This window comes from Pseudoalteromonas sp. XMcav1-K, assembly GCF_044005875.1.
Classification (GTDB): domain Bacteria; phylum Pseudomonadota; class Gammaproteobacteria; order Enterobacterales; family Alteromonadaceae; genus Pseudoalteromonas; species Pseudoalteromonas spongiae.
The window spans coordinates 17,068-41,701 of record NZ_JBIPJE010000011.1 but is presented as its reverse complement, the minus strand read 5'-3'; the positions used below and the strand labels follow the sequence as shown (position 1 = coordinate 41,701).

The window sequence follows — 24,634 nt, the reverse complement described above, 5'->3', positions numbered from 1 at the left end:
CAAATTCCAAATTCCAAATTCCAAATTCCAAATTCCAAAAAGTGAAATGTTATCTGGTGCTAAGTCAAACTATTTATTTTATTGATACTCACTTAGCGATTAATTACATACCTATAATTTAAATTTCAACACACAAAATACACTGACCTACTCGTTATCAAAAATGCCTGTATTCACAACGCGTAAATTAACGCTCGATTACGTTAACAAATAATTGAACGTTACTGCCTAACATAAATTATTCTTCTCCAACTAAACAAATTAACGTGTGTCCCTATGTGTCACGAACATCAAATATGAATAACAAAAGTTAATTTGGCGGTTACTTTGAGTGGTTTTGTATGAAATTTAGCTGTTATGATTGCATTTTGAGCGGTTAGCCACTTTTTTATAAAAAGTGCTTTACAGTAAGATAAAGCTTCACTAGTATTGCGCCTACTTCAGTGGAGGGGTTCCCGAGCGGCCAAAGGGATCAGACTGTAAATCTGACGGCATTGCCTTCGATGGTTCGAATCCGTCCCCCTCCACCACTTTCTCTCTGAAGCTCATCTAAATCTACTCAAGTTTAAATATATCCAATCTATATCCGTTTTCTTTAAGCCAGTGTTCAGCTTTTCGATAATCTGGATAGATACTCTCAACCGTCTGCCAAAACCTACGGCTATGATCCATCACTTTTAAATGTGCTACCTCGTGTGCAACAACATATTCAATTACCCATAACGGTGCACTTACTAGCTGTAAATTAAATTGTAATCGTCGTTTCGAATCACATGCGCCCCAACGACTGCGCACATGTTTAACACTCACACTGTGAAATGACTCGTTTATTTGTTTTGCCAATCGCTGCACCTTGGCGCTGCAATAATCAGTAAGTTTATCTTTTGCAAAATCAGCGATTAATGCCAGCTGCTTATCACTTACATTTTTTACTCGTTGCGATGTATTAATTGACAGTACCCCGTCTACTAACTCGACGTTACTTTTTGCCTGCCCTTCAACAAATACTAAATTAACCTCTTCACCTAACATAGTGAGTGTTTTTTGCGTTAATATTGAAGCTGCATCGGCACGTTTAATCTGCTTTTCTAAGTGTTTATTAATCCAACCTTGTTTTTGCATTAACCATTGTTCTATAAAGTCTTGTTTTAAATGCATAGGGGCATAAACCAACACTTCTTTTGCTTTAATTTTTATAGCGAGTGTTTTACGATTTTTACTGCGTTTTAATTGATATTTGATCGACATTATTTTCTATTGTGGTTAACTTGCTATAGTTATAAGAATCTAGCGCTAATCTGTATATAAATGAGTCAAAACAGCGAAAATCCACTCAAAGATAAGTCCATTTTAATTATTGATGACCAGAAATCGTTCCAACAACTGCTTAAAGGTATGTTGATACAACTGGGTGCCAATAATGTCTCATTTTACGATTCCGGCGAAGCCGCGCTTAATAAAATTGACAAAGATTCTGTTGATATTGTGTTTATCGATTATAACCTTGGACAAGGCCGAAATGGTAAACAGTTTTTAGAAGAGCTTAAGTATTTAAACAAATTATCTCGCCACAGTATTTCCATTTTAGTTACAGGAGAAAGTACTCGCTCGGTCGTGTTGTCGGTACTTGAAATTGAGCCTGACGATTATTTAATAAAGCCGTTTTCAAGTGGCATGTTAAAAACACGCTTAAGTAAGCTCTCCAATAAAAAGAAGCTATTTTTTGACGCGAATCAGGCAATCGAAGACGGCCAACTAGAAGCCGCAGTGCAAATTTACTTAAAAATAGCCAAAGATAGGCCGCGTAATGCCCAATTTTGTTATAAACGTGTCTGTCAGATCTACTTTGACTTAGGGCAATACCAAAATGCCTTTGAATTACTTGGTAATATTTTAGCAACAGCACGGCCCACTTGGGCGCTAACTTATATGGCACAAACTTGCATGTTTTTGGCGCAATACGACAAAGCAATTCGTATTTGTGACGAATTACTCGGGCAAAACCGCTTTAATATCGACGCCTTAGACATTAAAGCCTTAAGTTTAAACCATATTGATCAAGGGAAAGAATCACTTTTCCTTATCGAGCAAAGTTGTAATATTTCACCGCATTCATTTGCAAGGCAAAAAACCTTCGCTGAAATCGCACAAGCTAACAACGCTCTTGAGGCGCTTATTAAAGCACACGGCACCCTGCTTGCCATGTCTAAAGGCACCGCATTTGCCCATATTGATTATCAGTTTAACTACATTCGTGCCATGTTCAGCCAACTCCATTTGGCTAACTCAAAAGAAGAAAAAGCTGACCTAAGTAATCAAATTAAAGGGAGTTTGCGTCAAGCACAAAACGACCCTACCGTTACAGAGCAACACGCATTGTTTAAAGAGTTTAATACCTTTTGCGAAGCGCGATTAAGTGTCAGTGAAGGCGACTTTTTAGATGCAAAAAAAATGATAGCGCCTTATATTGCTGAACAATCATTAAGTAGCTCGGTATTGCCTGATTCTGTTATGGCACTATTTGATTTAGGTGAATTTGACGATGCCAACGCTCAGCTTGAAAAATACAAAGGGCTGAACGAATGCGATGGGCAAACCCTTAAACAATTACAAGAGCGTAACGAGTCGCTTGCAAATCATCAAACCGAGTTTGAACAGCACAATGTACGGGGTATCGAGCTGTATAAACAAGGCGATTTTCAAAACGCTATTGAGCAATTTGAAATGGCGCTTAAATACGCACCTATGAATACGGGGAGCGCACTTAACTTACTGCAAGCCCTATTACAGCTTTTGCCTCGAGCAAATCAAGCAGCGGATGTTATTTTAGAAAAATGTCGCAGTAATTTTCGCTTGGTCGAAGGTATGGCATTGCCGCGCCAACACGCTAAACGACTTGAAGATCTTAAGTTTGAATACAACAAGTTAGCTAAACTTTATTCACAATCAAATTAGCAAAACCTTAGCTAGGTGCTAGGCTTAAAGAATTCAATATCTGATATTTTTGATCTATGAGCAATGCACCAAAATGTAAATATGTATCGCCTGAAAACGAGCAATGTCGTGAGCTTGATATGGGTGGCGGCTATTGTTTTTGGCACGATCAAAAATACGATAAAAGTGGCTTAGCGTTAACTGAAAAATTAGAGCGCTATGCCAAACGCGGCGGTTTATTAAAAGGCTTACAGCTAAAACGAGCTGACCTTACCGGGCTTAACCTAGTCAATCACCACGGTGAAAATTTCGACCTATCTTACAGCAACTTTTATCGCGCAAATATGCAAAATGCGCATCTTTACAATACCTGTATTCGTGATGCGTCACTGATGAAAGCCGATTTACGTGATGCCAATTTACATTGTGCCAAATTAGAGGGAACAAACCTACTTGGCATCAAACTAGTCGGTGCACGTATCGACAATATGAAGTTAGGGCACACCTTATTGCAAGAAAACCTTGCGCGAAAAGCTGAAAAACAAAACGACAGTGACAAAGCATTGGATTATTTTGAACAATCTGAAGAGATCTATCGCGATCTTCGAAATGCCGCAGAAAATCAAGGACTGTTAGAGCTATCAGGCAAATTTAATCACAAAGTACTGATTATGCGCAGGCATCAATATCCCAAATTTTCAAGACATCGCATTGCCTCTAAGTTTTTCGATATCTTGTGCGGCTATGGCGAGCGCCCTGTAAACGTTATTTTCTTTTCGATGATGCTGATTCTGCTTTGCGCACTAGGTTACTTTACGTTTGGCGTCAGTTTTAATGGTGACACAATCCAGTTCAGTTCAACGCAAAACACGCAAGATAATTTAATGGCGCTGGTTAACAGCCTCTACTTTAGTGTAGTGACCTTTACAACCTTAGGATACGGTGACATAACGCCCCTTGGCTATTCCCGATTTATTGCCGCTGTCGAAGCTTTTTGCGGTAGCTTCTCTCTAGCCCTGTTCGTGGTAGTTTTCGTTAAGAAAATGACGCGTTAGCGTGAACACCCTTAACGAAAACTCAAACCATTAACTCGAGTATTAACGTCATATTCGTTTTGCTAATTAATGTTGCCAATAATAAACAACATCATGAATACCATTGAAAGTAATCGAAAAAAGAACAACTGCCCTTTTAAACTGCGTACCTGTTTAGACGTTTTAAAAACTTTTAACTCTAATGCTTTACAATATTCACGACTAATCATAATAGAACCCTCATAGTAGTATCGGTGTTATACCAACATACCTGTTTGGCACACTTAGTTAGACTATGCATAATCGTTACCAAGTTTTAATATGCCTTCGCGTTCCTTTTTAACCTCGCTCCCAACTTGCTATCGACCTATCAGATAAAACTTTAAACGATTTTACCGTTAACCTCGCTGTTAGCGACTTACTATCAAAAAAGTAGCTCATAAGTCGCCTGTTCGAGTTAAAGCCTAGTTATCTTTTGTGCGCTTTTTCTATCTAGCGTTCATTACGTTGAAAACGCGCATACAGACCAGAATATCGCGATACTGTGCGTGCCATGGCGCGCTCTAAGCCACCCGCTAACGATACCAACTCAAACGATTCTTTCGCACGCGTAATGCCGGTGTATACCAACTGTCGATTAAGTACCGGTGAATTAACCGGTAATAACATAGCAACATGTTTAAATTCAGAGCCTTGCGATTTATGAATTGTCATTGCATAAACAGTATCAAATTGCGGTAAACGGGTTGTTGAAATCACGCGTTCAGCACCTTGATCGTCAATAAAGCTCGCCATTAATCGACCGTTTTCGTCTTCGATGATAATGCCAATATCCCCGTTAAATAAATTAAGCTGGTAATTGTTTTCACTGATCATAATTGGCATACCAATATAAAAATTACCTGTGCGTTTAATTAACTGCTGCTGGCCAAGCTGTTTCTCAATTTTCATATTGAGCTCGTTGGTACCATACGGCCCAACACGCGTTGCACACAGGACTTGGTAGTTTGCGAACGCTAAATGAATGTCGCGAATGCTGTCGCCATTGCGTATTGCTGCAAGATAAACACTGTAGCGCTCGGCTGCACGGTCAATAAATCCCTTAAAATCAGTCTCAAGCGAGCTAAACATCAAATCTGCACTGTTTGAGTGATATACCTCATTCAGGGCATTCAAATCATTGCTATTAACCGCTTTTGCCAATCGCCCTATGCCGCTGTCGGTTTTAAAACGGTGGCTAACTTGCAAATAAGCAAGGTTATCGTTGAGCTCATACAAGGTTGGTTTTGCCGCATTCATTGGCATATTAAGTAGCTGCGCAAGGGCTTTTGCCGTCTCTGGTGTGTAATTATGATCGACACCTAACGTTAATGGGCGACATAAATCTGACAGTACATTACCCGTATCAACCGACGATAATTGGTCTTTATCACCTAATAAAATAACCCGCGCATGACTTGGTAATGCATCAAATAGTTTAGCTAACATGGCTAAATCAACCATCGAGGCTTCATCTAAAATCACTAAGTCCACATCAAGCGGGTTTTGCCGATTGTGGCGAAACTTGTTAGATAAATGGATCACGCCCAACAAACGGTGCAAGGTTTGCGCCGTGTCTGGAATATGCTTTGCAATTTGCGAATCAATATTCAAGTGTTGCTTTGCACCGGCAATCGATTCACTCAGTCTCGCCGCGGCTTTGCCTGTTGGCGCAACAAGTTGCACTTTTAGTGGTACCTTGCTGTAGAGCGATTGTAGAATTGCCAACAATTTAGTTACTGTGGTCGTTTTACCTGTACCCGGCCCACCAGAAATAATGCAAAAACGTTTTAAGCAGGCTACGGCGCAGGCCACTTTTTGCCAATCAAGGGCCCCTGAGTTTTTAAAATAATGCGACAGTAAATTACCCAACTCAGTTAAATCGAGGTTAGTGGAAAGTGCATTTCTCGCCTTTACCGCCTCTACAAATTCTCGCTCATAATCATCATAGCGAGCAAAATACAGGTGTTTTGCAAACAAACGAAGTGGCTGTTGCTCCCCTACGCTGTGGTGTGCCTGCAAAAGTGCACTAAAGTCATCATCACTTGTAAATGGCGACTGCTTTTTACCATATTCAGTAAGAGCAAGATTAAACGGGTCGTCTTTATCAATGCTTTCAAGCGGTAAACATGAGTGCTGAGAGCGCACCGCACGGCTTAATAACAGTACTAGGCAAAATATTTTAGAATCGCTATCTGGTACTAGTATGCTCGCCAGATTAAGGTCAAACTGATCGATTTTGTCATATTCAATAAGTAGTTCACGCATTGAATGTCCCCTTATCAAATAAGCTATCTAATGCAAGCACTTGCTCAACATCGGGTGCTTTGTAATACACGCCATTACCCGTTGGCATACCGCGCATAAATAAGTAAAGGCTGCCCCCTAAATGGGTGTGAATGTCGTAATTAGCAATGCGTTGTTTTAGCAAACGGTGTAACGCTACCGTGTAGAGTAAATATTGCAAATGGTAGTGATGTGAACTCATCACCGTTTCCATATTGTCTTGATTGTAGTCCTCACCGCTATCACCTAAATAATTCGACTTATAATCGAGCACATAGTAACGGCCATCAAAACAAAAGATTAAATCGATAAAACCTTTCAGCATGCCGCTTACGGTAGCGCTTGTAAGCGGTGTAAAATGGTCGCGACTCTGTGTTAACAAAATATCGTTAAGTTTGCGGGTCACTAATTCGTTTACTGGCAGCATAAACTCCATTTCGATTAGGCACTGCGTCATATCTAGCTGTTCCATCGATATGGCAAGTGGCGCTAATGGCTTAGCTAATAGCTGTTTAATCCAGTTTTCAACAACCTCCTGCCAACCATCATCAATTTGGTATGCGAGTAACTGCTTTTCCACAACATCCGCAAGCGGTTCTTTTTGCTCGAAAACTGGCTGTTCAGCAGCGTTAAAATCGATTTCTTCCATAATGGCGTGTAAGCAACTACCGGCATTGGCGCCTTTTGGAAAGCTAAACTCATTTTGTACGATTGCAGTAGTGCTCTCTTGCCAATCGAGTAAATGCATTTCATCATTGGCACCTTGTTTGTAATCAAATGAGCTGCTATCGCCATGAGACGATTTAGTTAATGATGAAAAACTCGAAAGTCGCCATTTATTTGGTACGCTTTTCGTTTTTTGCTTAACCAATAATTGATCAAACGTGGTGGCTGCTTGAGGTAACACTACGGGCGATTCTGGTGCACTATAAAGTGACGCGCTTAAACCACTATGGCTATCGCAAAATCCGCGCAATTGGTTATACCAGTCATGTCCCGTATCAATATCATCTTTATCAAGTAGCAAATGCCCTAAAGGCGTTTTTGTAATACCTGGTGTTTTACTGCGGCCGTCTTTACAGTTGTATAAGCCCACCACTAAATAATGTACTGCGCGCGTTAGCGCAACATATAAAAGGCGTAAGTCCTCAGCAAGACTTTCTTTACTTGCCAGCGCTTTCGCGTCATCGTCGGGCGCTAAATCATAAATAAGTGTGCCATCGTCTTTATGATAAACCGCATCGTTATTTTCTCTAAAGCTTGCAACAAACGGCATATACACAACAGGATATTCCAGCCCTTTTGAGCCATGCATAGTTACAATGTTCACCAGTTGTTGATCGGTTTCTAGACGCAGTTGCGAACCTTCTGCCGCGAATTTAGTAATTTGGTCATAGAACCAATGCAGCAAACGATGATAACTGTTCAGCGCCAGTTGTTTTTGCTGTAATAATTCACCTAAATGCCGAATATCCGTTAGCAAGCGTGGTACATCCCAGCCTTTTTGCTGCCAACGACTCGGAAGCGCATTTAACTCGACCAGTGATTCAATCACCGCCATTACACCTTTTTGTTGTAGCAACAATTTTAGCTCGGCAAAGTGTTCTAAGGTTTCTTCCCACGCATTGGTATTTTGCGTTAATTCATGCACTTGTGAATAATTTAGCGCAAACAACGGTCCCACTAAAACGCCGCGAAAAATCGCTTCATTGTAGGGGGTAACAAGCGCAGAAAGAAAGGTCAATAAATGACTGGCGAGTGGCGTTTCAAACACACTATCGCGCGATAAAAACACACTGGCAACGCCACATTTATAAAGAGCGCTTTTAATTGAATTTGCTTGGTTGCGATCCCTGACGAGTACCGCGATATCGCTTGCTTTTAACGCGTCACCTTCCAATTTGGCACGTCCCGCTGCGGCATCAATTAATAGTTCGGCAATTTGCGAGGCGCAAATGTTGGCAAGGTGATTATCCCCTTGTCCTTTAGCCACGGTGTCATCAAGTTCATCGAATACACAAAAATGAATACCTGACTTACTTTCTTCATTAACGAATAATCCCGATTCGCTGCTTTTACCAAACGCGTTTACTTTGCTAAATGGAATGTCTTTATTAAAAATAAAACTATCGTCTTTGTTAGCGAAAATACTGTTTACACCATCAACAATTTGCTGCGAAGAGCGATAGTTAGTATCCAGTGTGTAATGACTTTCTAACGGTACTTGGCGCTTGGCGTCAATGTAGGTAAAAATATCAGCGCCGCGAAACCCATAAATAGCTTGCTTAGGATCGCCAATCATAATCAATGCGTTGTCGTTATTTGATACGCTTTTATTGTTTAAATAAATATTGGCGAATATACCGTATTGAATAGGATCGGTATCTTGGAATTCATCGATTAGTGCAACCGGGTACTGGCTTAAAATTGCATTCGCCAGCTCACCACTTGTGTTAGTTTCAAGCGCTAAACTTAAATTTTGTAATAAATCATCCGGATTAATCAACTGATGCTTTTGTTTTTCACTGAGTAACCAATCAACAAGGTAGTGATACGCACTAATTAAAATCGACACTGGCAATGCTGCTTCGGCCTGCGCTTTTAGCGTTGCCGCTTCATCAAATAAGGTTGCTAGTTGATGGCTAACCGGAGATTTATCTTTTAAATAATTGCCTTTATCCGCAAATGCTTGCTCACCCCATATCTCAAACGAACGCTTTGATGCGCCTTCAAAAATGACCTCATCACTTTGGCAATAGGCATTTAATAATGCTAAGTTTTTGCTGCTCGCAATGGGCTTTGATTTTTTAAACGGCGTGTTTTCAATAAAGCCGATAAACTCTTGCGCTAAGACCTGCTGTTTAAGCGTACTTGTAGTCTCATAAAGCGCCGCCTGTAACGAAAGCGCTTGCTCAAAGGTATAATGCGGCGTAATTTCAACGCCTGTGCGGCTCAATAATCCAAATAAATTTTTAAGCAATACATCCGGTGATGAAAAACAGCTGGTTACCGCCGCGTAGCTTTGCTTTTCAAGTGGAAAAACAAACTGACGCCAAAAATCTTTAATCGCGGTCTCAAGCAGTTCACTCTGATCCATAATAAATTGCAAATTAAACGCCATTCCAGATTCAAACGCATGTTGTTTCAGCATACGTTGACAAAAACCATGAATCGTAAAAATGGCGGCATCATCGAGTGATTTAACTGCGCTGTCGATTTGATAAAACGCACTGTGGCTATCATCTATTTGGCTTACTAACTCGTTAACTACCTGATCATTGGTTTCTTTACCCAGCAGTGTGTCACGCAAGGTAATTAAACGCTGCCTTACCCTGTCTTTAATTTCCGCGGTGGCTGCTTCGGTAAACGTTACAACTAAAATCTGTTCAATACTGAGCGGCGTTGTACGTTTGCCTTCTTGGGTAAAGCCAAGTAGTAACCGTAAATATAGTGCTGTGATGGTATACGTTTTACCGGTACCCGCACTTGCCTCAATTAAGTTTGCGCCGCACAGCGGCATCGCCATAGGTTTAAGATTTTGCATATTTATGCTCCGTAATAATGGCGTCTATCGGTGCAAGATAGGTTTCGGTTAATTCAATAAACTCGTCAGCGACACTTTCTAGAGAGGTAAAATCAAGTGCAATATACGGGTCGCTCAATTCGTTTTGACCAACAAACGAGGCACCTGAAAACGTGTTTTCGGCCGCGGCAAAATCGCGTTTTTGCAAATAGCTAAATCCAGTCGTCGCAAACAGTGGCAACGGTCGAGTAAACATACAGAGATATAGCTCGCCCCATTTTTCAAGCTGACTTAATGCCTCGCCTTGGTTCAGTTGCTGGTATTCAATATAGCTATCAAGGGATAAAAACACGGTGCTATTTACGTCACCACTGGCTGAGCCCGCTAGGTGATATAAATACCCAGCAATTTTATCTTTTGCTTTTAATTTAGCTGTAGGACGATACAAATATTGCGTCGCCAACGATACAGGTTTTAATGCACCACTTATTTTCAGCATTGATAGTGACAAATCAACACGTTTTGGCTCAATGGGTGTTTCATCACCTGTAATAATCTGATGGCGCTTTAACTCCATCAACAAAGGCTCTGCAGTATTCACCATGTTATCAAACGCCAACTCAGCACCCGCACCTTGCGGTAAGTCGCCTCTTGCAATAATTGCCGCTAAATTAGGGGCATTACTGAGATAATCGCGCTCGATAATTTCTTGCAGGTAGCGGTAACGCGTTAAACCGTCTAAGGCAAAGGTTTCGTCATCTTGATTATTAAATTGATAGTCACCTAATCGTGCACCAATGGTGGAACGATAAAACGATTGCTGTGGTGCAAGTAATTGCTGAATAAACAGCGCTAAATCAACCTGTGTGTCGATATCTGCAACTAACGGTTCGTTTTGACCCGTTGCTGGCGTTGGTTTTGGTAACCAAATCGGGTTATAGCTTTGCAGGTGCGATTGTTGATAATACGCAGGATTAAACGGCTGCAAGTAGTGGCTCACCGTTAACGATTCAATTAGTTCACCCTTATCGTGCTCAAACACACGGGATAAATAGTCTGTTAGTTCACTGACTAAAACACTAGGTAAACGCTCCGAATTATCCACACACGAATTACCGATATAGCTTAAATACACATGTTCACGGGCACTTAAAATTGCTTCTAAAAACAAGTAACGGTCGTCCATTTTACGTGAACGGTCACCTTTTTGTGGTTTGCTGTGCTGAAGTAAATCAAACCCCAGAGGCTGCACAGTGCGCGGATAATCGCCATCATTTAAGCCTAAAATACACACCACTTTAAAAGGCACCGCACGCATTGGCATTAAAGTACAAAAATTTACCTGGCCCATAAAAAAGCGCTGGCCAACCCCTTTTTGCATCAGTTGCTGCTTGAGAATATGCACCATTAGCACTTGTGATACCGCGCCAGTATGATCGTTGTTTTCAAAGTGCTGTAAAACGTTTTCGAGTGCCTTTTGTACAAAGCCTAAGTCGTTATTTTGGCTTATATCACTTGCGTAAAAGCGCATTGTAAGTTGTTGCAACTGCTTTACTTTTTCAGCTAAGTTGCCACTGGATTTTAACTCTTTTTGTGTTTGTTCAAGTGCATCAAAAAAGCGAATTAATTTAGCCAGCGTTTCAACCGCCATACCTTCAACTTGGTCGGCGGCAAATAACTGGTTAAATTCGGTGTTTTCGTCTTTGCTGGCAAACCCCAGTATTAAGCGCGACAATCCCTGTCGCCAACTGTTAATGGCAATTTTCGGTTGGTTAAATTCGCCCTTATGTTCGCCATCAATGCCCCAGCGTATATTAACCTGCTCTAACCAATAACCAATTTGATTGAGTTCTTCGCTCGAAATTTCAAACTTTGCTGAGATTTCGTCAACTTGTAATAAGTCCAAAATATCAGATACATAGAAACGGCACGCGCCTAAATCGGCAAGTTTAATAAAGCTGTTTACGATTGGTTTTTCTTGCTCAACACCTAAGTCAGAAATCGCAAATGGAATGTAACGGTTGTCTTTTGCACTGCCAAATACCGCTTCAATATATGGGCTGTACTGGCCGGAATCAGGCATCATTACAATAATATCGCGCGGTGATAAGCTATCGTCAGCACTAAATAAGTTCAACAAATGGTCGTGCAGCGCTTCTACTTCTCTAAGTGCATTATGGCAGCGCGCAAACTGAAACGACGAATAGCCTTTGTTTTCACTATAAGTTAACTTGCCCTCATCTGATACAAACCAAGTTGGGTCACTAGCAAGCGGCACGCCTTTAAACGCTAATTCAAAAATTTCCTGTTGTAATTGACCCAGTAAATTCTCATCAAACGCTTCAATAAATATATCGGTCCACTGTGCATCTAATTCCACCAGCTGCTCTAAATATTCGCGCCCTAATTTACCCCATGATGCCAAAAGTGGATTACCTACGATGTAATAATCCTCGCCTTCGGCATCAATATTTGGTTTAATGTCATAATTGGCAATAATTTTCGCTTTGGTTTTTTCATCAACCACATCGCCCCAGTAGTGTTTACTTGGGTTACATAAATAAATGTACACATCAATGTGCTCGGCTAATGCCTGAAACACTTCAAGTTGCTGACTGGGAATGGCAGACAAGCCAAATATGTATAAATTTTGATGAGATAAATTAATTGCATTTTGGTTTAGAGATGCAATTAAATCTTGGTGCAAATTCGCACGGTGATATGGGTTTTGCCCAAGTGTTTGCGTATGCTCAACTAGTTTTCGCCATAATATGGGCTGCCACGGTGCAATTGATATATCGACATCGGCAAGTTCATCGTCACCCTGCTGCCAGCTCTCTAACCAGGCTGGTCGATACATTAAATATTGGTCAAAGGCATCGGCAATTTTTTCGCACAAACTAAATAATCGCGTATCGTTATCGAGCGCAGTTTGCGTATCCACCAAGTACTGTTTTAACAGTGCAAATTCCGCTTGTTCTAAGCAATTAGGCAAAATATTAAATAGCTTCCACGCCATATTATTTTTGTTAAATGACGATTCTTGTGGCACATCTGACAACAAGCTTTGATACAAACGCCAAATATAACTTGAAGGCAACACATAATCGATTTGCCCAGTGACACCATGTTGCTCGGCAATCAACACCTTTAGCCACTGCGCCATACCGGGTGATTGCACCAATACTTGTTCTTTATTAAAAATGCTCGGATTGGGGCTGTGCATCAGCGACTGAGATAAGTGAAGCTGAAGCGCTTCCATACGGTTTGATTGAATAATATGCAGCATTTTAAGAACAAACTAACTAATTGGTTTACCTTATATTAATTTAAATAAAAGCGGCTGACTATGAAAGAGTAAAAAGCTAACGTGACACGCGTGTTTTTTGTTAGACTAGTGCGCACTAATCTCAGATGTGGATAACAAGGTGAACAATGAAAGTTATCAGTTTTAATATAAACGGCTTACGTGCTCGTTTGCATCAACTACAAGCGGTTATCGACAAGCATCAGCCTGACGTAATTGGCCTTCAAGAAATTAAAGTACATGATGAAGCTTTCCCTATCGAAGATGTTGAAGCGATGGGATATCACGTTGCATTTCATGGTCAAAAAGCCCATTACGGCGTGGCGGTTCTTACTAAACAAGCGCCAATCGCAATTGAAAAAGGCTTTCCGACCGATACTGAAGAATCGCAAAAACGCATGATTATTGCGACAGTAGCAGATAAAAACGGTAATCCGGTTAAAATTTTAAACGGCTACTTCCCGCAGGGTGACAACATTGCCCACGAAACTAAATTCCCATACAAACGTCAGTTCTATCTCGATTTAATGACTTATTTAGCAAGTCATGATCCTGAAGAGCAAATTATCGTAATGGGTGATATTAATATTTCACCTCTCGATTTAGATATCGGTATTGGTGAGCCTAATCGTAAACGCTGGCTAAAAACTGGTAAATGTTCATTCCAACCAGAAGAACGTGAATGGCTTGCTCGCCTGCTCGATTGGGGATTTGTTGATACCTTCAGAGCATTAACGCCAGACGCCACTGAAAAGTACTCGTGGTTTGACTACCGTTCTAAAGGCTTTGATGATAACCGCGGTCTGCGTATTGATGTTGTGCTAGCAACCAAAGTGCTTGCAGCAAAGTGCATCGAATCAGATATTGATTACGAGCTGCGCGGCATTGAAAAGCCATCAGATCACGCGCCAATTTGGGCAACATTTGATATTTAACCGAGTCAATTGGTAGGTAACCCTATGCAATTTGATTTAGCTGAATTAACCTGTTTGTTGTTATTTGCAATTGCAGTGATTAAATCACTGAATGCGACCACGCGTCATATTCTTTTATCAAATCAAGTTGTGCAGCGAAGCGTGCTCGCCATCAGCCTAATGTTAGTTGGCTTTTGGTCACTCAAGGCTGGGCTTTATCCCGGTCTTGATATTCACGTTTTAGCACTGACGGGTGTAACGTTAACGCTTGGTCCTCGCCTTGCAATTCTCACTGCAGCGCTTAGCCATAGTTTACAGTTAGGCCTTGGTTTAGTACCGTTTGAGCAAATTGGCAGCTATGCCCTATTTACCTCGCTTTTGCCTATTTTGTTTAGCTACGCACTGTTTTTATTGTGCTACCAATACATTACCCGCCATTTATTTGTTTATATCTTTGTTAATAGCTTTTTAGGCGCTGGCCTTACCGCCGTGTTTCATATTGGCTTAATGACAGGCTATCATTATTTTTCTGGCCACTATGATTGGCAAACATTACTTGATAATTACACTTTTTTAGCAAGCCTCATCTGGTTTCCAGAAGCCACCATCAACGGCATGGCAATGACGGTGTTAATTATTTATCGCCCTCATTGGGTAAGAACCTTTTACGACAACGAGTATTTAGCGCGCTAAATCACATATTTTGAAAGAGCCGAGTTTATGGTGCACTAATCTCGTATCTGCTGGTGGTTTAAGGTTATAATTATGCGATTATTTATCGTGTAACCAGATTTAAATGTCTCAACTTTATTTTTGCCCTATGTGCCAGACGCCACTTGCCGATGACACACATCGTTTAATTTGCGCCAATAACCACAGTTTTGATAAAGCCAAAGAAGGTTATATCAACCTGCTGCCCGTGCAAAACAAAAAAAGTAAAGATCCGGGCGATAACAAAGAAATGGTTATGGCACGACGCGCGTTTTTAGCCCGTGGTCACTATAATTTTTTACGCGATGCGATTTGCCAACAGATTGAAGCACTGGCGAATAACAGCACGTTGCTAGATGTTGGTTGTGGCGAAGGTTTTTATACCCACAAATTTGATGAATGTGAGAATGTCGCAACGACTTACGGGCTCGACATTTCAAAACCTGCGGTTAAATATGCTGCTAAGCGCTTTAAAAACTGCCATTTTAGTGTTGCTTCATCGTCGAATGCACCATTTAACGATGCAGCGTTTGATATTGTAACCAGTGTATTTTCACCACTGTTTAGCGATGAATTAAATCGCCTTGTAAACGACAACGGAACACTAATTGTTGCAAGCCCAGGTGATAACCACTTAACTGAGTTAAAATCGATTATTTATAACGAAGTAAGGCCACATCAAGCAGTTGAAGCGCCGGCTGGCTTTAGCCTTCAAAGCCATACGTTACATACCGAAGTAGTTAGTTTAGAGCTCGATGCGTTAACTGAATTAATTAAAATGACACCATTTGCGTGGAAATTCCGCCCGGAGCATTGGCACTCTCTCAGAGAGAAAACACCTTTTACAGTGACTCTGTCGTTTTATGTAAGTGTGTTTAACAAAGGCAATGCTTAATCTTACAAAGCATTAAGAGAATACAAAAAAGTGTCAGCTAAAGCCCTGACACTTTTTGTTTTCATAGGGTATTTAAAAAAGATCGCGCTTAAACGCATTATCCATTTTGTCGTACACCTCTTTAAGCAGATATGCCAAATCGCCGTAACGCGGTTTGGTAATTGATACTGGCGGCTCGACCCCGTGCTCAGTCATTTTGCCGTAAACCTCGCGAAACCACACCGCTTCTTGGGGCGGTAGCAACGTATTGGCGCGCTTACCTAACCAATACAAACCTTGCACTGGCATTGACAACAAAAATAAAGAAAAGGTTAACGCTTGCGGTAAATATTCAAGGCTTAAAAAGTTTACCTGCACAAACACACTTAACACCGCAAGCAAAGGCACAACTTTAATGGCAAGCTTAGTTGCCTTTATGACACGAAACTCCAAAAATACAGCGCCTAATTTAGGCTCCAACGGCCATGTTTTGCTGTAGTGATGCCCATCAGAAATTTGCGCTAACATCGATTTTTGCATTACCACCTCGAAATTGCATTGAGTTTCTAGAATTACCTAACGAAAAAGTAAATTTTAGGGTAAAATTGCAACTAATAAAGTCAAGTATACCATAGTCTGAAATGACTGCCGAAAAATCTATTTAAGGAAACCATTAACTATGTCGCACAATGTGCTCGTATTAAATTGTGGAAGTTCAAGTTTAAAATTTGCCATTATCGATGCCACAACCGGCGCAGCAAGCCTAACAGGCTTAGCCGAGTGTTTATCACTTGATAATGCATCGCTAAGTTACAAACTTAACGGTGAAAAGCATAAAATCGAATTACCAAAAGGGGCACAGCACGACACTGCCATTGCAGAAATCGTTAATCTAATTAAACAGCAAAACTTAAATAGCAGCTTAATTGCGGTAGGCCATCGCGTCGTTCATGGTGGCGAAGCATTTACCGGCTCAGTTATCATTGATAGTGCTGTATTAAATAGCATCGAAAATAATGTTGCCCTCGCACCACTTCACAACCCAGCTAATTTAATGGGTATTCGCGCAGCACAAGCGGCATTTGCAAACTTACCGCAAGTTGCAGTATTTGATACGGCATTCCACCAAACAATGGAAAAGCAAGCGTACTTATATGCGCTACCGCTTTCGCTATACAAAGAGCACGGGGTGCGCCGTTACGGTTTCCACGGCACGAGCCACTTCTTTGTTGCTAATGAAGCTGCTAAATTAATTAATAAGCCAATAGAACAAAGTGCGATTATTACTGCGCACTTAGGCAATGGCTGCTCTGTTACAGCGGTTAAAAACGGCAAAAGCGTTGATACCAGTATGGGTTTAACACCGCTTGAAGGCCTTGTAATGGGTACGCGTTCAGGCGATTTAGACGCAGGTCTTTACAACTATTTATCAACCACACTTGACTATTCAAACAGCCAAATCGACGCATTACTAAATAAACAAAGTGGCTTACTTGGCTTAAGCGAACTTTCGAGCGATTGTCGAGAAATTGAAGAAGCAGCCGAACAAAATCACGTACAAGCTAAGCTTGCTCTTGATGTATTTTGTTACCGCCTTGCTAAGTACATCGCGTCATACGTTGTACCATTAGGTCAGCTTGATGCCATTGCTTTTACCGGTGGCATTGGCGAAAACTCATCGCTTATTCGTGAAAAAGTCATTCAATTACTGGCTTATTTTGCCTTTGAACTTGATAATGATGCCAACCTTGCAGCACGCTTTGGTAATAGTGGCGTAATCGCGTCAAACCCACTAGGTGCAAAAGTGCTTGTTGTGCCAACCAACGAAGAATGGGTAATCGCGATGGATGCACATAAGCTTGTGGAGGCACGCTAATGTCACATCGTATTATGCTTATTCCCGTATCAACGGGCGTTGGCCTTACCTCGGTTTCTGTGGGCTTAGTACGTGCCCTTGAAAAAAAATCGGTAAAAGTTAACTTTTTTAAACCTATTTCTCAGCCTCGCGGTAAAAAAACAGGGCCTGAGTTATCTACCGAAATCGTTAAAATTGGCTCAACCATTAACCCTGCGAAATCAATCGATTTACATACCGCGGAGCAAATGATTGGCGACGGTAAAACTGAAGTTTTACTTGAAGAAATTGTCGGACGTTTTGAAAAACATGTTGGCAAAGATGATGTTGCAATTATTGAAGGTATGGTACCGACACGTAAGCAACCTTATGTTGGCCGTGTAAACCGTGAAATTGCACAAACCCTTGGTGCACACATTGTATTCGTTTTAACGCCAAGTAACGATGACGTAGACGAAATTGAAGACCGTATTGAGCTAGCAGCAAGTTTATACGGTGGCGTTGAACACCCTCGCGTACTCGGCTGTATTTTCAATAAAGTAAATGCACCACTGGATGAAGAAGGTAATATTCGCACTGACTTTATCGAGCCAAGTAATGATGAAAGCTTACAAATTGAGCTTAATCGCATTGCATCGCTGCCACTATTTCGTAAAAAGCCGTTTAAGTTATTGGGTTCGGTGCCTTGGTACCAAGATTTAGTTGCGCCTCGCGTAATGGACTTAGCCAAGCACCTCAACGCCGAAATTTTAAATTACGGTGATATCGAGCATCGCCGCTTAAGAAGCGTTACATTCTGTGCACGTACCGTATCAAATATTCTAAACCACTTTTCACCAGGTGCATTATTAGTAACCCCGGGCGATCGCTCGGATGTGTTAGTTGCAGCCTGTTTATCAGCAATGAATGGTACAAAAATTGGTGCGGTACTGTTAACAGGTGGCTTTAAACCTGAAGAACGCATTTTAAAATTATGCGAACAAGCGTTTGATACTGGCCTGCCAATTATTTGTACAGAAAATGACACTTGGCGCACCTCGATTCTACTACAAAGCTTTAATCTTGAAGTACCAGTAGACGATGAACAACGAATCGAAAAAGTAAAAGACCATAATGCACGCCATATCGATAAAGACTGGTTAGAATCACTGACGCAGGGCGTTGCGCTAAATCGTAAAATGTCTCCGCCAGCGTTTCGTCATTTGCTGTCATCTACTGCACGCTCAGCGCAAAAAACCATTGTCTTACCTGAAGGCAACGAACCGCGCACAATCAAAGCTGCGGCTATTTGCGGCGAGCGTAACATTGCCCGTACCGTTTTACTTGGTGACCGTGAAGAAATTGAACGTATTGCAGAGCAACAAGGTGTGCAGCTAAACGATAACGTTGAAATTCAAGATCCGAGCATTGTACGACAAAACTACATTGCGCCTATGGTTGAGCTACGTAAACACAAAGGCTTAACGGAAGTTATTGCCGAAGAGCAACTGCAAGATAACGTAGTGTTAGGCACCATGATGCTCGCAGAGAATAAAGTCGATGGCCTTGTTTCGGGCGCGGTGCACACTACAGCCAATACAATTCGTCCGCCGCTACAATTGATTAAAACAGCGCCAAATAGCTCACTGGTATCATCTGTGTTCTTCATGCTTTTACCAGATCAAGTATTGGTTTACGGCGACTGTGCAATTAACCCTGATCCAACAGCAGAGCAATTAGCCGATATCGCCATTCAATCGGCTGATAGCGCAGCCGCATTTGGCATTGAACCACGCGTTGCGATGATCAGCTACAGCACAGGTACATCAGGTACCGGTGATGACGTTGAAAAAGTACGTTTAGCTACCGAACTTGCTCAGGCAAAGCGCCCTGATCTATTAATTGATGGTCCACTGCAATACGACGCGGCAATTATGGAAAGCGTAGCGAAGAAAAAAGCACCAGACAGTAAAGTTGCCGGTAAAGCAACGGTGTTTGTATTCCCAGACCTCAACACAGGTAATACAACATACAAAGCAGTACAACGAAGCGCTGACCTGATTTCTATCGGTCCAATGCTGCAAGGTATGCGCAAGCCGGTAAACGATTTATCTCGTGGCGCCTTAGTAGACGACATTGTTTACACCATTGCATTAACTGCGATACAGGCAACGCAAGAAAGCCGCTGATCAGGTTGAAAATAGCCTTACAGATGATATTTTTTTTGATATTGTAAGGCTATAAACCACAAGGATTTTTGGGAGTAATATGTCTCAACAAACGTTAGCCGTAATGCAAGAAACCTTTACGATTCACAGTTTTGACGTAGACACACCTATTCCACCTGCCGTTTATCAAAGCAAGGTGTTTTTTATTGCGCGCACCTATGATGAGCTCTCGGTTGTATGCCCGTCCCACGTAAAACTTGATTCAAACGAGCAAGAAGAAGATTGGGCAGCGCTTGAGGTCTTAGGCCCTCTTGGGTTTTCTATGACTGGTATTCTTTCTAATATTTCGGGCGTACTGGCAAGTGCAAAGATTTCCATTTTCGCAATCTCAACATTTGATACCGATTATATTTTGGTGAAGAAATCATTAATTAATGACGCCGCAACTCACTTATCAAAAGCAGGCTATAAAGTGGTTAATAGCTAATGCGCGTGTTAAAACAAGATTTTTACAGCGTTAAACATGCAGCTCTCGCTATTCACGCGCCATTTTCCGGTCGGGTGATAAGCCAAAGCGACGCCACAAACCCATTAGTACGCAATCAATTGTTGGGATTAGGGGTTGAACTAGAAATCAGCAATTATCAGCTTTTCGCGCCATTCTCAGGCACTCTCCTCTCAGTCAATCAAGGTGGTTTAGAGTTTGTCTTTAAATCAAAGCAAGGCCTTAAATTGCTAGTACTCGTCAATCTAGATGAACAATCTCTACCAATGACAGGCTTCAAACAACACCTAAAGGTTGGCGATTTGGTTTCTGCTGGGCAACTTGTCGCTAGCTTTGATTTTCGTAAACAACATCACAGTGTTTTCTCGAGCATTTTACTGCTTGAACCCGAACGCTTAAGCAAGGTGCTTGATAAATGTTATTATCAAGCGAGCCGCGTAACCGCCGCAAACGATATTTTATTTAAACTAACAAAACGAATTAATCATGATTAAACTTTTTGGCATTCCAAACTGCGACACAATTAAAAAAGCAAAAAAGTGGCTTGAACAAAACAACATTGAATATACTTTTCATGACTACCGCAAAGACGGTGTAAACTCAGAGATGGTAAATAACTTTTGCCAACAGCTAGATTGGCAACAAGTATTAAATAAGCGTGGCACGACCTATCGCCAGCTCGATGATGCAACTAAAGAGAATCTTAACGCCGAATCTGCGGTCGCACTATTAGTAGAGCAACCAGCCATGATTAAGCGCCCTATTTTAGAAAAAAATGGCGAATTCCATTTAGGTTTTAAAGCAGATCAATACCAAAGTATTTTCTCATGAGTGATTACAATGTAGTAAGCCTTACCCAAGCGCTAATTCAAAAGCCCTCTGTGACACCCGATGATGCTGGCTGCCAAGATTTAATGGCCGAACTGCTAACGCCGCTCGGATTTAATATTGAATCTTTATTTTTTACCGACACATTAAACATGTGGGCGCGCAAAGGCACTGAGGCCCCGTTATTCTGTTTTGCAGGTCACACCGACGTGGTTCCAACTGGGCCAACAGATGCATGGCATCAACCACCATTTTCGGGTAATTTACTCGACGGCTATATTCACGGTCGCGGCGCCGCTGATATGAAAGGCTCGCTTGCCGCTATGCTGATTGCCACTGAGCGTTTTGTTAAAAAGCACCCAAATCATAAAGGAAGTATCGCCTTTTTAATTACCTCAGACGAAGAAGGCCCGTTTATTAATGGCACGACTAAGGTGATTGACGTATTAGAAGCCCGTAACGAAAAAATTGATATGTGCTTAGTGGGCGAACCTTCATCTAGCCATACCTTAGGCGATGTAGTTAAAAATGGTCGTCGCGGTTCATTGACTGGGTTTGTTACTGTGAAAGGTGTGCAAGGCCATGTCGCCTACCCGCATCTTGCAAAAAACCCAATTCATTTAGCTGCCCCCGCATTGGACGAACTGGCAAATACGCAATGGGATAACGGCAACGAGTACTTCCCAGCCACCAGTTTTCAAATCTCAAATATAAACGGTGGTACTGGTGCAGGTAATGTCATCCCAGGCAGTGTTGAAGTGCAATTTAACTTTCGCTACAGCACTGAAGTAACCGCTGATGAGCTCACTGCGCGTACAGTCGCGATTTTAGACCATCACGGACTTGAATATGATATTCGCTGGGTTTACAACGGACTGCCTTTTTTAACCGATGAAGGTCCACTACTTGAAGCAACCGTAGCAGCCATTAAAGATGTACAGCATATTGATACATCGGTTGAAACCACAGGTGGTACATCTGACGGGCGTTTTATTGCACAAACAGGCGCACAAGTGGTTGAACTGGGTCCTATAAATGCAACCATTCATAAAGTTAATGAATGTGTAAACGCACGCGACCTTGAGATCCTTGCTGATGTGTATGAGGCCATTTTAGTTAAATGTTTAACCTAGATGAACAGGCTGCGCTTGGTCTTACACAAGCGCATTTATGCGATTATCACGGTCGCTTAGTTGAGGAATCGATTGTACGCGACCTTAAGCAAATGCAAGTTGCAGCAAGCAAATGCAATATTACTCTTTCTCTTGCCTCTAGCTTTCGTGATTTTGAAAGGCAGAGCCTTATTTGGAACAATAAGTTTAACCAAATCAGACCTGTGTTTGATATCAACGACCAGCCGGTCGATTTAACTCACTTAAACGAACAAGACAAATGCCAAGCAATCATGGTGTTTAGTGCGATTCCTGGGGCAAGTCGACATCACTTTGGCACCGATTTAGACGTGTTTGACGCAAATAAGGTAGATGATGATTATCAATTGGCGCTTAGCCAACAAGAGTATGCGTCGGGTGGACCGTTTTTTGAACTTGCAAAGTGGCTTGAACAACACGCTGAAACGTATGGATTTTTTTTACCTTATAGGCAATTTAATGGGGGCGTTGCAAAGGAGCCGTGGCATATTAGTCATATCAGCCGCGCGCAATATTACAGCAATATTCACTCTAAAGAATTGCTTGAAAAACTACTGATAAACTCAAATGTGGCAGGTTGGCCAAGTTTAGTTGACCAACTCGATACAATTTATCCTCAGTATGTCAGCAATATTAGCGCTGCTGGTAATTAGCAAAGAAGCGCTGTATTCCCTCTATCGCAGGAGTTAATTGGTCTGGATGCGGCAAAAACACAAGCCTAAAGTGATCTGGATCCGGCCAATTAAACGCACGTCCATGCACTAATAAAGTGCGCTCTTGCTTAAGTAAGTCTAAAATCAGCTTTTCATCGTCATCGACATTAAAGCGCTTACGATCAAACTTAGCAAACGCATACAGTGCGCCCTTTGGTTTTACACACGAAACACCATCAATGGCGTTTAAGCCTTCATATGTCATATTACGCTGCTGATACAATCTGCCGCCTGGCAAAATCAGATCGTCGATTGATTGCACACCACCTAATGCTTGTTGAATGGCATATTGTGCAGGTACGTTTGCACACAAACGCATTGATGCAAGCATTTCGAGCCCTTGCATATACTCATCTAACAATGAAACTTTGCCACTGAGTACCATCCAACCCATGCGCAGGCCCGCTGCGCGATAGGTTTTTGCTAACCCATTAAAGGTAATAATTGGTACATCGTCACACAGGCTTGCAATCGACGTGTATGGCGTATTGTCGTAGATGATTTTTTCGTAAATCTCGTCACTAAATACCAGTAAATTGTGCTCTCTCGCTAAACCTAACAGGTCATTAAGCAATGCTTTATCGTAAACAGCGCCCGTAGGGTTATTTGGGTTAATCAACACTATTGCTTTGGTATTTGACGTAATTTTACTTTTAATATCATTTATATCTGGAAACCAATCTTGCTCTTCATCACACAAATAGTGCACTGGGTTACCACCAGCCAGCTTAACCGATGCGGTCCAAAGTGGATAATCAGGCGCCGGGATCAGCACTTCATCTTGGCTGTTAAGCAAAGCTTGAGTCGCCATTTGAATAAGCTCACTAACGCCATTACCAATGAAAATATTATCGATTGATAAGTTAGAAAACTGTTTATTTTGGTAGTATTGATAAATAGAAACGCGGGCCGAATATAAGCCTTTTGAGTCACAATAACCCTGTGCAGCGCTCATATTTCGAATAATGTCTTTTAACATATCTTCTGGCATGTCAAAGCCAAAGGCGGCGGGGTTACCAATATTTAACTTTAATACCTGTTCCCCTTGATCTTCCATTTCGCGTGCCATTTTTAAAACTGGCCCACGAATGTCGTAACAAACCCCTTGTAACTTATCGCTTTTTTTAAACACTGCCAAACGTCCCCAAATACAAATTTTTGCGTTTACCTTAAACGCTCTATTTTTATAACAACCAAACGCGCAACGGACTTATGTCGTTACATAAGTCCGATAAAAGCATATATCAATTGAAAGCTAACGCGTGCTCAAGCCACAGGCTATCGCATTTGCATTAAAAGCGAAAGGATAAACACACTAATGGAATAAAATAATTAAACCAGTCTATTTATTGCGTCTTTAGTAGCAGAAATATGCGCGGGCAAAGTCGTTTTTAATTCGCTGGCTAGGGCCATATTTGACTCGTTAAGCGCGTGTTCGAGTTGTCTCGCGATTTGCGCAAGCGAGTCTGCACCAAATTGCGCCGCATTTGATTTTAAACTATGGGCATGTCGCGTTGCCTCGGTTAAATTACTATCAAAATCGTTTTCAAGATCTTGATAAAGGCGGTCAAATTCTGTCAGGCAGAATTCTAAGGTAGGTAAGAATTGATCTTGCAGCAGATCTTGCATAGCAAACAGTGCATCTGAATTAATGTTTACGTCTATTTCACTCATAGTAAGCTATTAAAGTATTTAACTTACTTTAACATTAAACCAAGATGCGCCACTTTTCTATTCCGATTTAAAAATTAACTGTTAGTTCCTATATTTAGCACAATATTTAGTTTTTATTTAACGCATCAATCGGCGTGCT

Annotated in this window: 19 protein-coding genes and 1 tRNA gene; 13 read left to right on the top strand and 7 right to left on the bottom strand. The window is 41.5% G+C overall.

Annotated features, from left to right (window positions below):
* Positions 1-445: 445 nt before the first annotated feature.
* Positions 446-530: transfer RNA gene (locus ACHSBP_RS00390), tRNA-Tyr, on the top strand.
* A gap of 25 nt (positions 531-555) precedes the next feature.
* On the opposite strand, the gene ACHSBP_RS00385 is transcribed toward ACHSBP_RS00390, so the two are convergent.
* Complete coding sequence (locus ACHSBP_RS00385; protein WP_395387915.1) at positions 556-1,248, bottom strand: M48 family metallopeptidase; 693 nt, start codon at positions 1,246-1,248, stop codon at positions 556-558.
* Positions 1,249-1,308: 60 nt separating this feature from the next.
* Between ACHSBP_RS00385 and ACHSBP_RS00380 the strand changes: the two genes are divergently transcribed.
* Positions 1,309-2,955 carry a response regulator gene (locus ACHSBP_RS00380; protein ID WP_395387914.1) on the top strand — a complete coding sequence of 549 codons (1,647 nt, stop codon included), beginning with the start codon at positions 1,309-1,311 and terminating at the stop codon, positions 2,953-2,955.
* A 56-nt stretch (positions 2,956-3,011) separates the two neighbouring features.
* Entirely contained in the window at positions 3,012-3,989 is a 978-nt protein-coding gene (locus ACHSBP_RS00375; protein ID WP_395387913.1) for a pentapeptide repeat-containing protein, read from the top strand.
* Between the two features lie 471 nt (positions 3,990-4,460).
* Here the strand turns inward: ACHSBP_RS00375 and recD are convergent, their stop codons facing one another.
* From recD to recC, 3 genes are read right to left on the bottom strand one after another with little or no spacing between them, the layout of a single operon-like run.
* On the bottom strand, positions 4,461-6,275 hold the full coding sequence (recD, locus tag ACHSBP_RS00370; protein WP_395387912.1) for an exodeoxyribonuclease V subunit alpha: 1,815 nt from the start codon (positions 6,273-6,275) through the stop codon (positions 4,461-4,463).
* Positions 6,268-9,837: an exodeoxyribonuclease V subunit beta gene (recB, locus tag ACHSBP_RS00365; RefSeq protein ID WP_395387911.1), complete on the bottom strand. Its 3,570-nt coding sequence runs from the start codon at positions 9,835-9,837 to the stop codon at positions 6,268-6,270. Before recB ends, recD begins: the two co-directional genes overlap by 8 nt.
* Positions 9,824-13,105, bottom strand: coding sequence for an exodeoxyribonuclease V subunit gamma (recC, locus tag ACHSBP_RS00360; RefSeq protein ID WP_395387910.1), 3,282 nt, complete (start codon positions 13,103-13,105; stop codon positions 9,824-9,826). Before recC ends, recB begins: the two co-directional genes overlap by 14 nt.
* Before the next feature lie 146 nt (positions 13,106-13,251).
* Between recC and xthA the strand changes: the two genes are divergently transcribed.
* The 3 genes from xthA (at position 13,252) to rlmA (ending at position 15,643) form a co-directional block, all read left to right on the top strand.
* Complete coding sequence (xthA, locus tag ACHSBP_RS00355; RefSeq protein ID WP_395387909.1) at positions 13,252-14,058, top strand: exodeoxyribonuclease III; 807 nt, start codon at positions 13,252-13,254, stop codon at positions 14,056-14,058.
* 24 nt (positions 14,059-14,082) lie between these two features.
* The gene (locus ACHSBP_RS00350) at positions 14,083-14,730 is read left to right on the top strand and encodes a hypothetical protein (RefSeq protein WP_395387908.1); all 648 of its coding nucleotides are present in this window, start codon (positions 14,083-14,085) and stop codon (positions 14,728-14,730) included.
* A 103-nt stretch (positions 14,731-14,833) separates the two neighbouring features.
* A complete protein-coding gene (rlmA, locus tag ACHSBP_RS00345) occupies positions 14,834-15,643 on the top strand; it encodes a 23S rRNA (guanine(745)-N(1))-methyltransferase (RefSeq protein WP_395387907.1) in 810 nt (269 codons plus the stop codon).
* Positions 15,644-15,715: 72 nt separating this feature from the next.
* Here the strand turns inward: rlmA and yfbV are convergent, their stop codons facing one another.
* A complete protein-coding gene (yfbV, locus tag ACHSBP_RS00340) occupies positions 15,716-16,162 on the bottom strand; it encodes a terminus macrodomain insulation protein YfbV (RefSeq protein WP_054979437.1) in 447 nt (148 codons plus the stop codon).
* 139 nt (positions 16,163-16,301) lie between these two features.
* Between yfbV and ACHSBP_RS00335 the strand changes: the two genes are divergently transcribed.
* The 7 genes from ACHSBP_RS00335 to ACHSBP_RS00305 all read left to right on the top strand — a co-directional run bounded on the left by ACHSBP_RS00335 (position 16,302) and on the right by ACHSBP_RS00305 (position 22,761).
* On the top strand, positions 16,302-17,498 hold the full coding sequence (locus tag ACHSBP_RS00335; protein ID WP_395387906.1) for an acetate kinase: 1,197 nt from the start codon (positions 16,302-16,304) through the stop codon (positions 17,496-17,498).
* A complete protein-coding gene (pta, locus tag ACHSBP_RS00330) occupies positions 17,498-19,645 on the top strand; it encodes a phosphate acetyltransferase (protein ID WP_010560291.1) in 2,148 nt (715 codons plus the stop codon). The genes ACHSBP_RS00335 and pta overlap by 1 nt, the downstream gene beginning before the upstream one ends.
* Before the next feature lie 79 nt (positions 19,646-19,724).
* Positions 19,725-20,111, top strand: a complete 387-nt coding sequence (locus ACHSBP_RS00325) for an ACT domain-containing protein (RefSeq protein WP_395387905.1) — start codon at positions 19,725-19,727, stop codon at positions 20,109-20,111.
* Complete coding sequence (locus ACHSBP_RS00320) at positions 20,111-20,623, top strand: PTS glucose transporter subunit IIA (protein ID WP_395387904.1); 513 nt, start codon at positions 20,111-20,113, stop codon at positions 20,621-20,623. Before ACHSBP_RS00325 ends, ACHSBP_RS00320 begins: the two co-directional genes overlap by 1 nt.
* Positions 20,616-20,960 carry an ArsC family reductase gene (locus ACHSBP_RS00315; protein WP_010560294.1) on the top strand — a complete coding sequence of 115 codons (345 nt, stop codon included), beginning with the start codon at positions 20,616-20,618 and terminating at the stop codon, positions 20,958-20,960. Before ACHSBP_RS00320 ends, ACHSBP_RS00315 begins: the two co-directional genes overlap by 8 nt.
* Complete coding sequence (gene dapE / locus ACHSBP_RS00310; protein WP_395387903.1) at positions 20,957-22,090, top strand: succinyl-diaminopimelate desuccinylase; 1,134 nt, start codon at positions 20,957-20,959, stop codon at positions 22,088-22,090. Before ACHSBP_RS00315 ends, dapE begins: the two co-directional genes overlap by 4 nt.
* Positions 22,078-22,761 carry a M15 family metallopeptidase gene (locus tag ACHSBP_RS00305; protein ID WP_395387902.1) on the top strand — a complete coding sequence of 228 codons (684 nt, stop codon included), beginning with the start codon at positions 22,078-22,080 and terminating at the stop codon, positions 22,759-22,761. Before dapE ends, ACHSBP_RS00305 begins: the two co-directional genes overlap by 13 nt.
* Here the strand turns inward: ACHSBP_RS00305 and ACHSBP_RS00300 are convergent.
* Together ACHSBP_RS00300 and ACHSBP_RS00295 are read right to left on the bottom strand one after the other, a co-directional pair.
* On the bottom strand, positions 22,742-23,959 hold the full coding sequence (locus ACHSBP_RS00300; protein ID WP_010560297.1) for a pyridoxal phosphate-dependent aminotransferase: 1,218 nt from the start codon (positions 23,957-23,959) through the stop codon (positions 22,742-22,744). The two genes, ACHSBP_RS00305 and ACHSBP_RS00300, sit on opposite strands and share 20 nt — an antisense overlap.
* Positions 23,960-24,153: 194 nt before the next feature.
* Entirely contained in the window at positions 24,154-24,495 is a 342-nt protein-coding gene (locus ACHSBP_RS00295; protein ID WP_010560298.1) for an Hpt domain-containing protein, read from the bottom strand.
* Positions 24,496-24,634 lie beyond the last annotated feature (139 nt).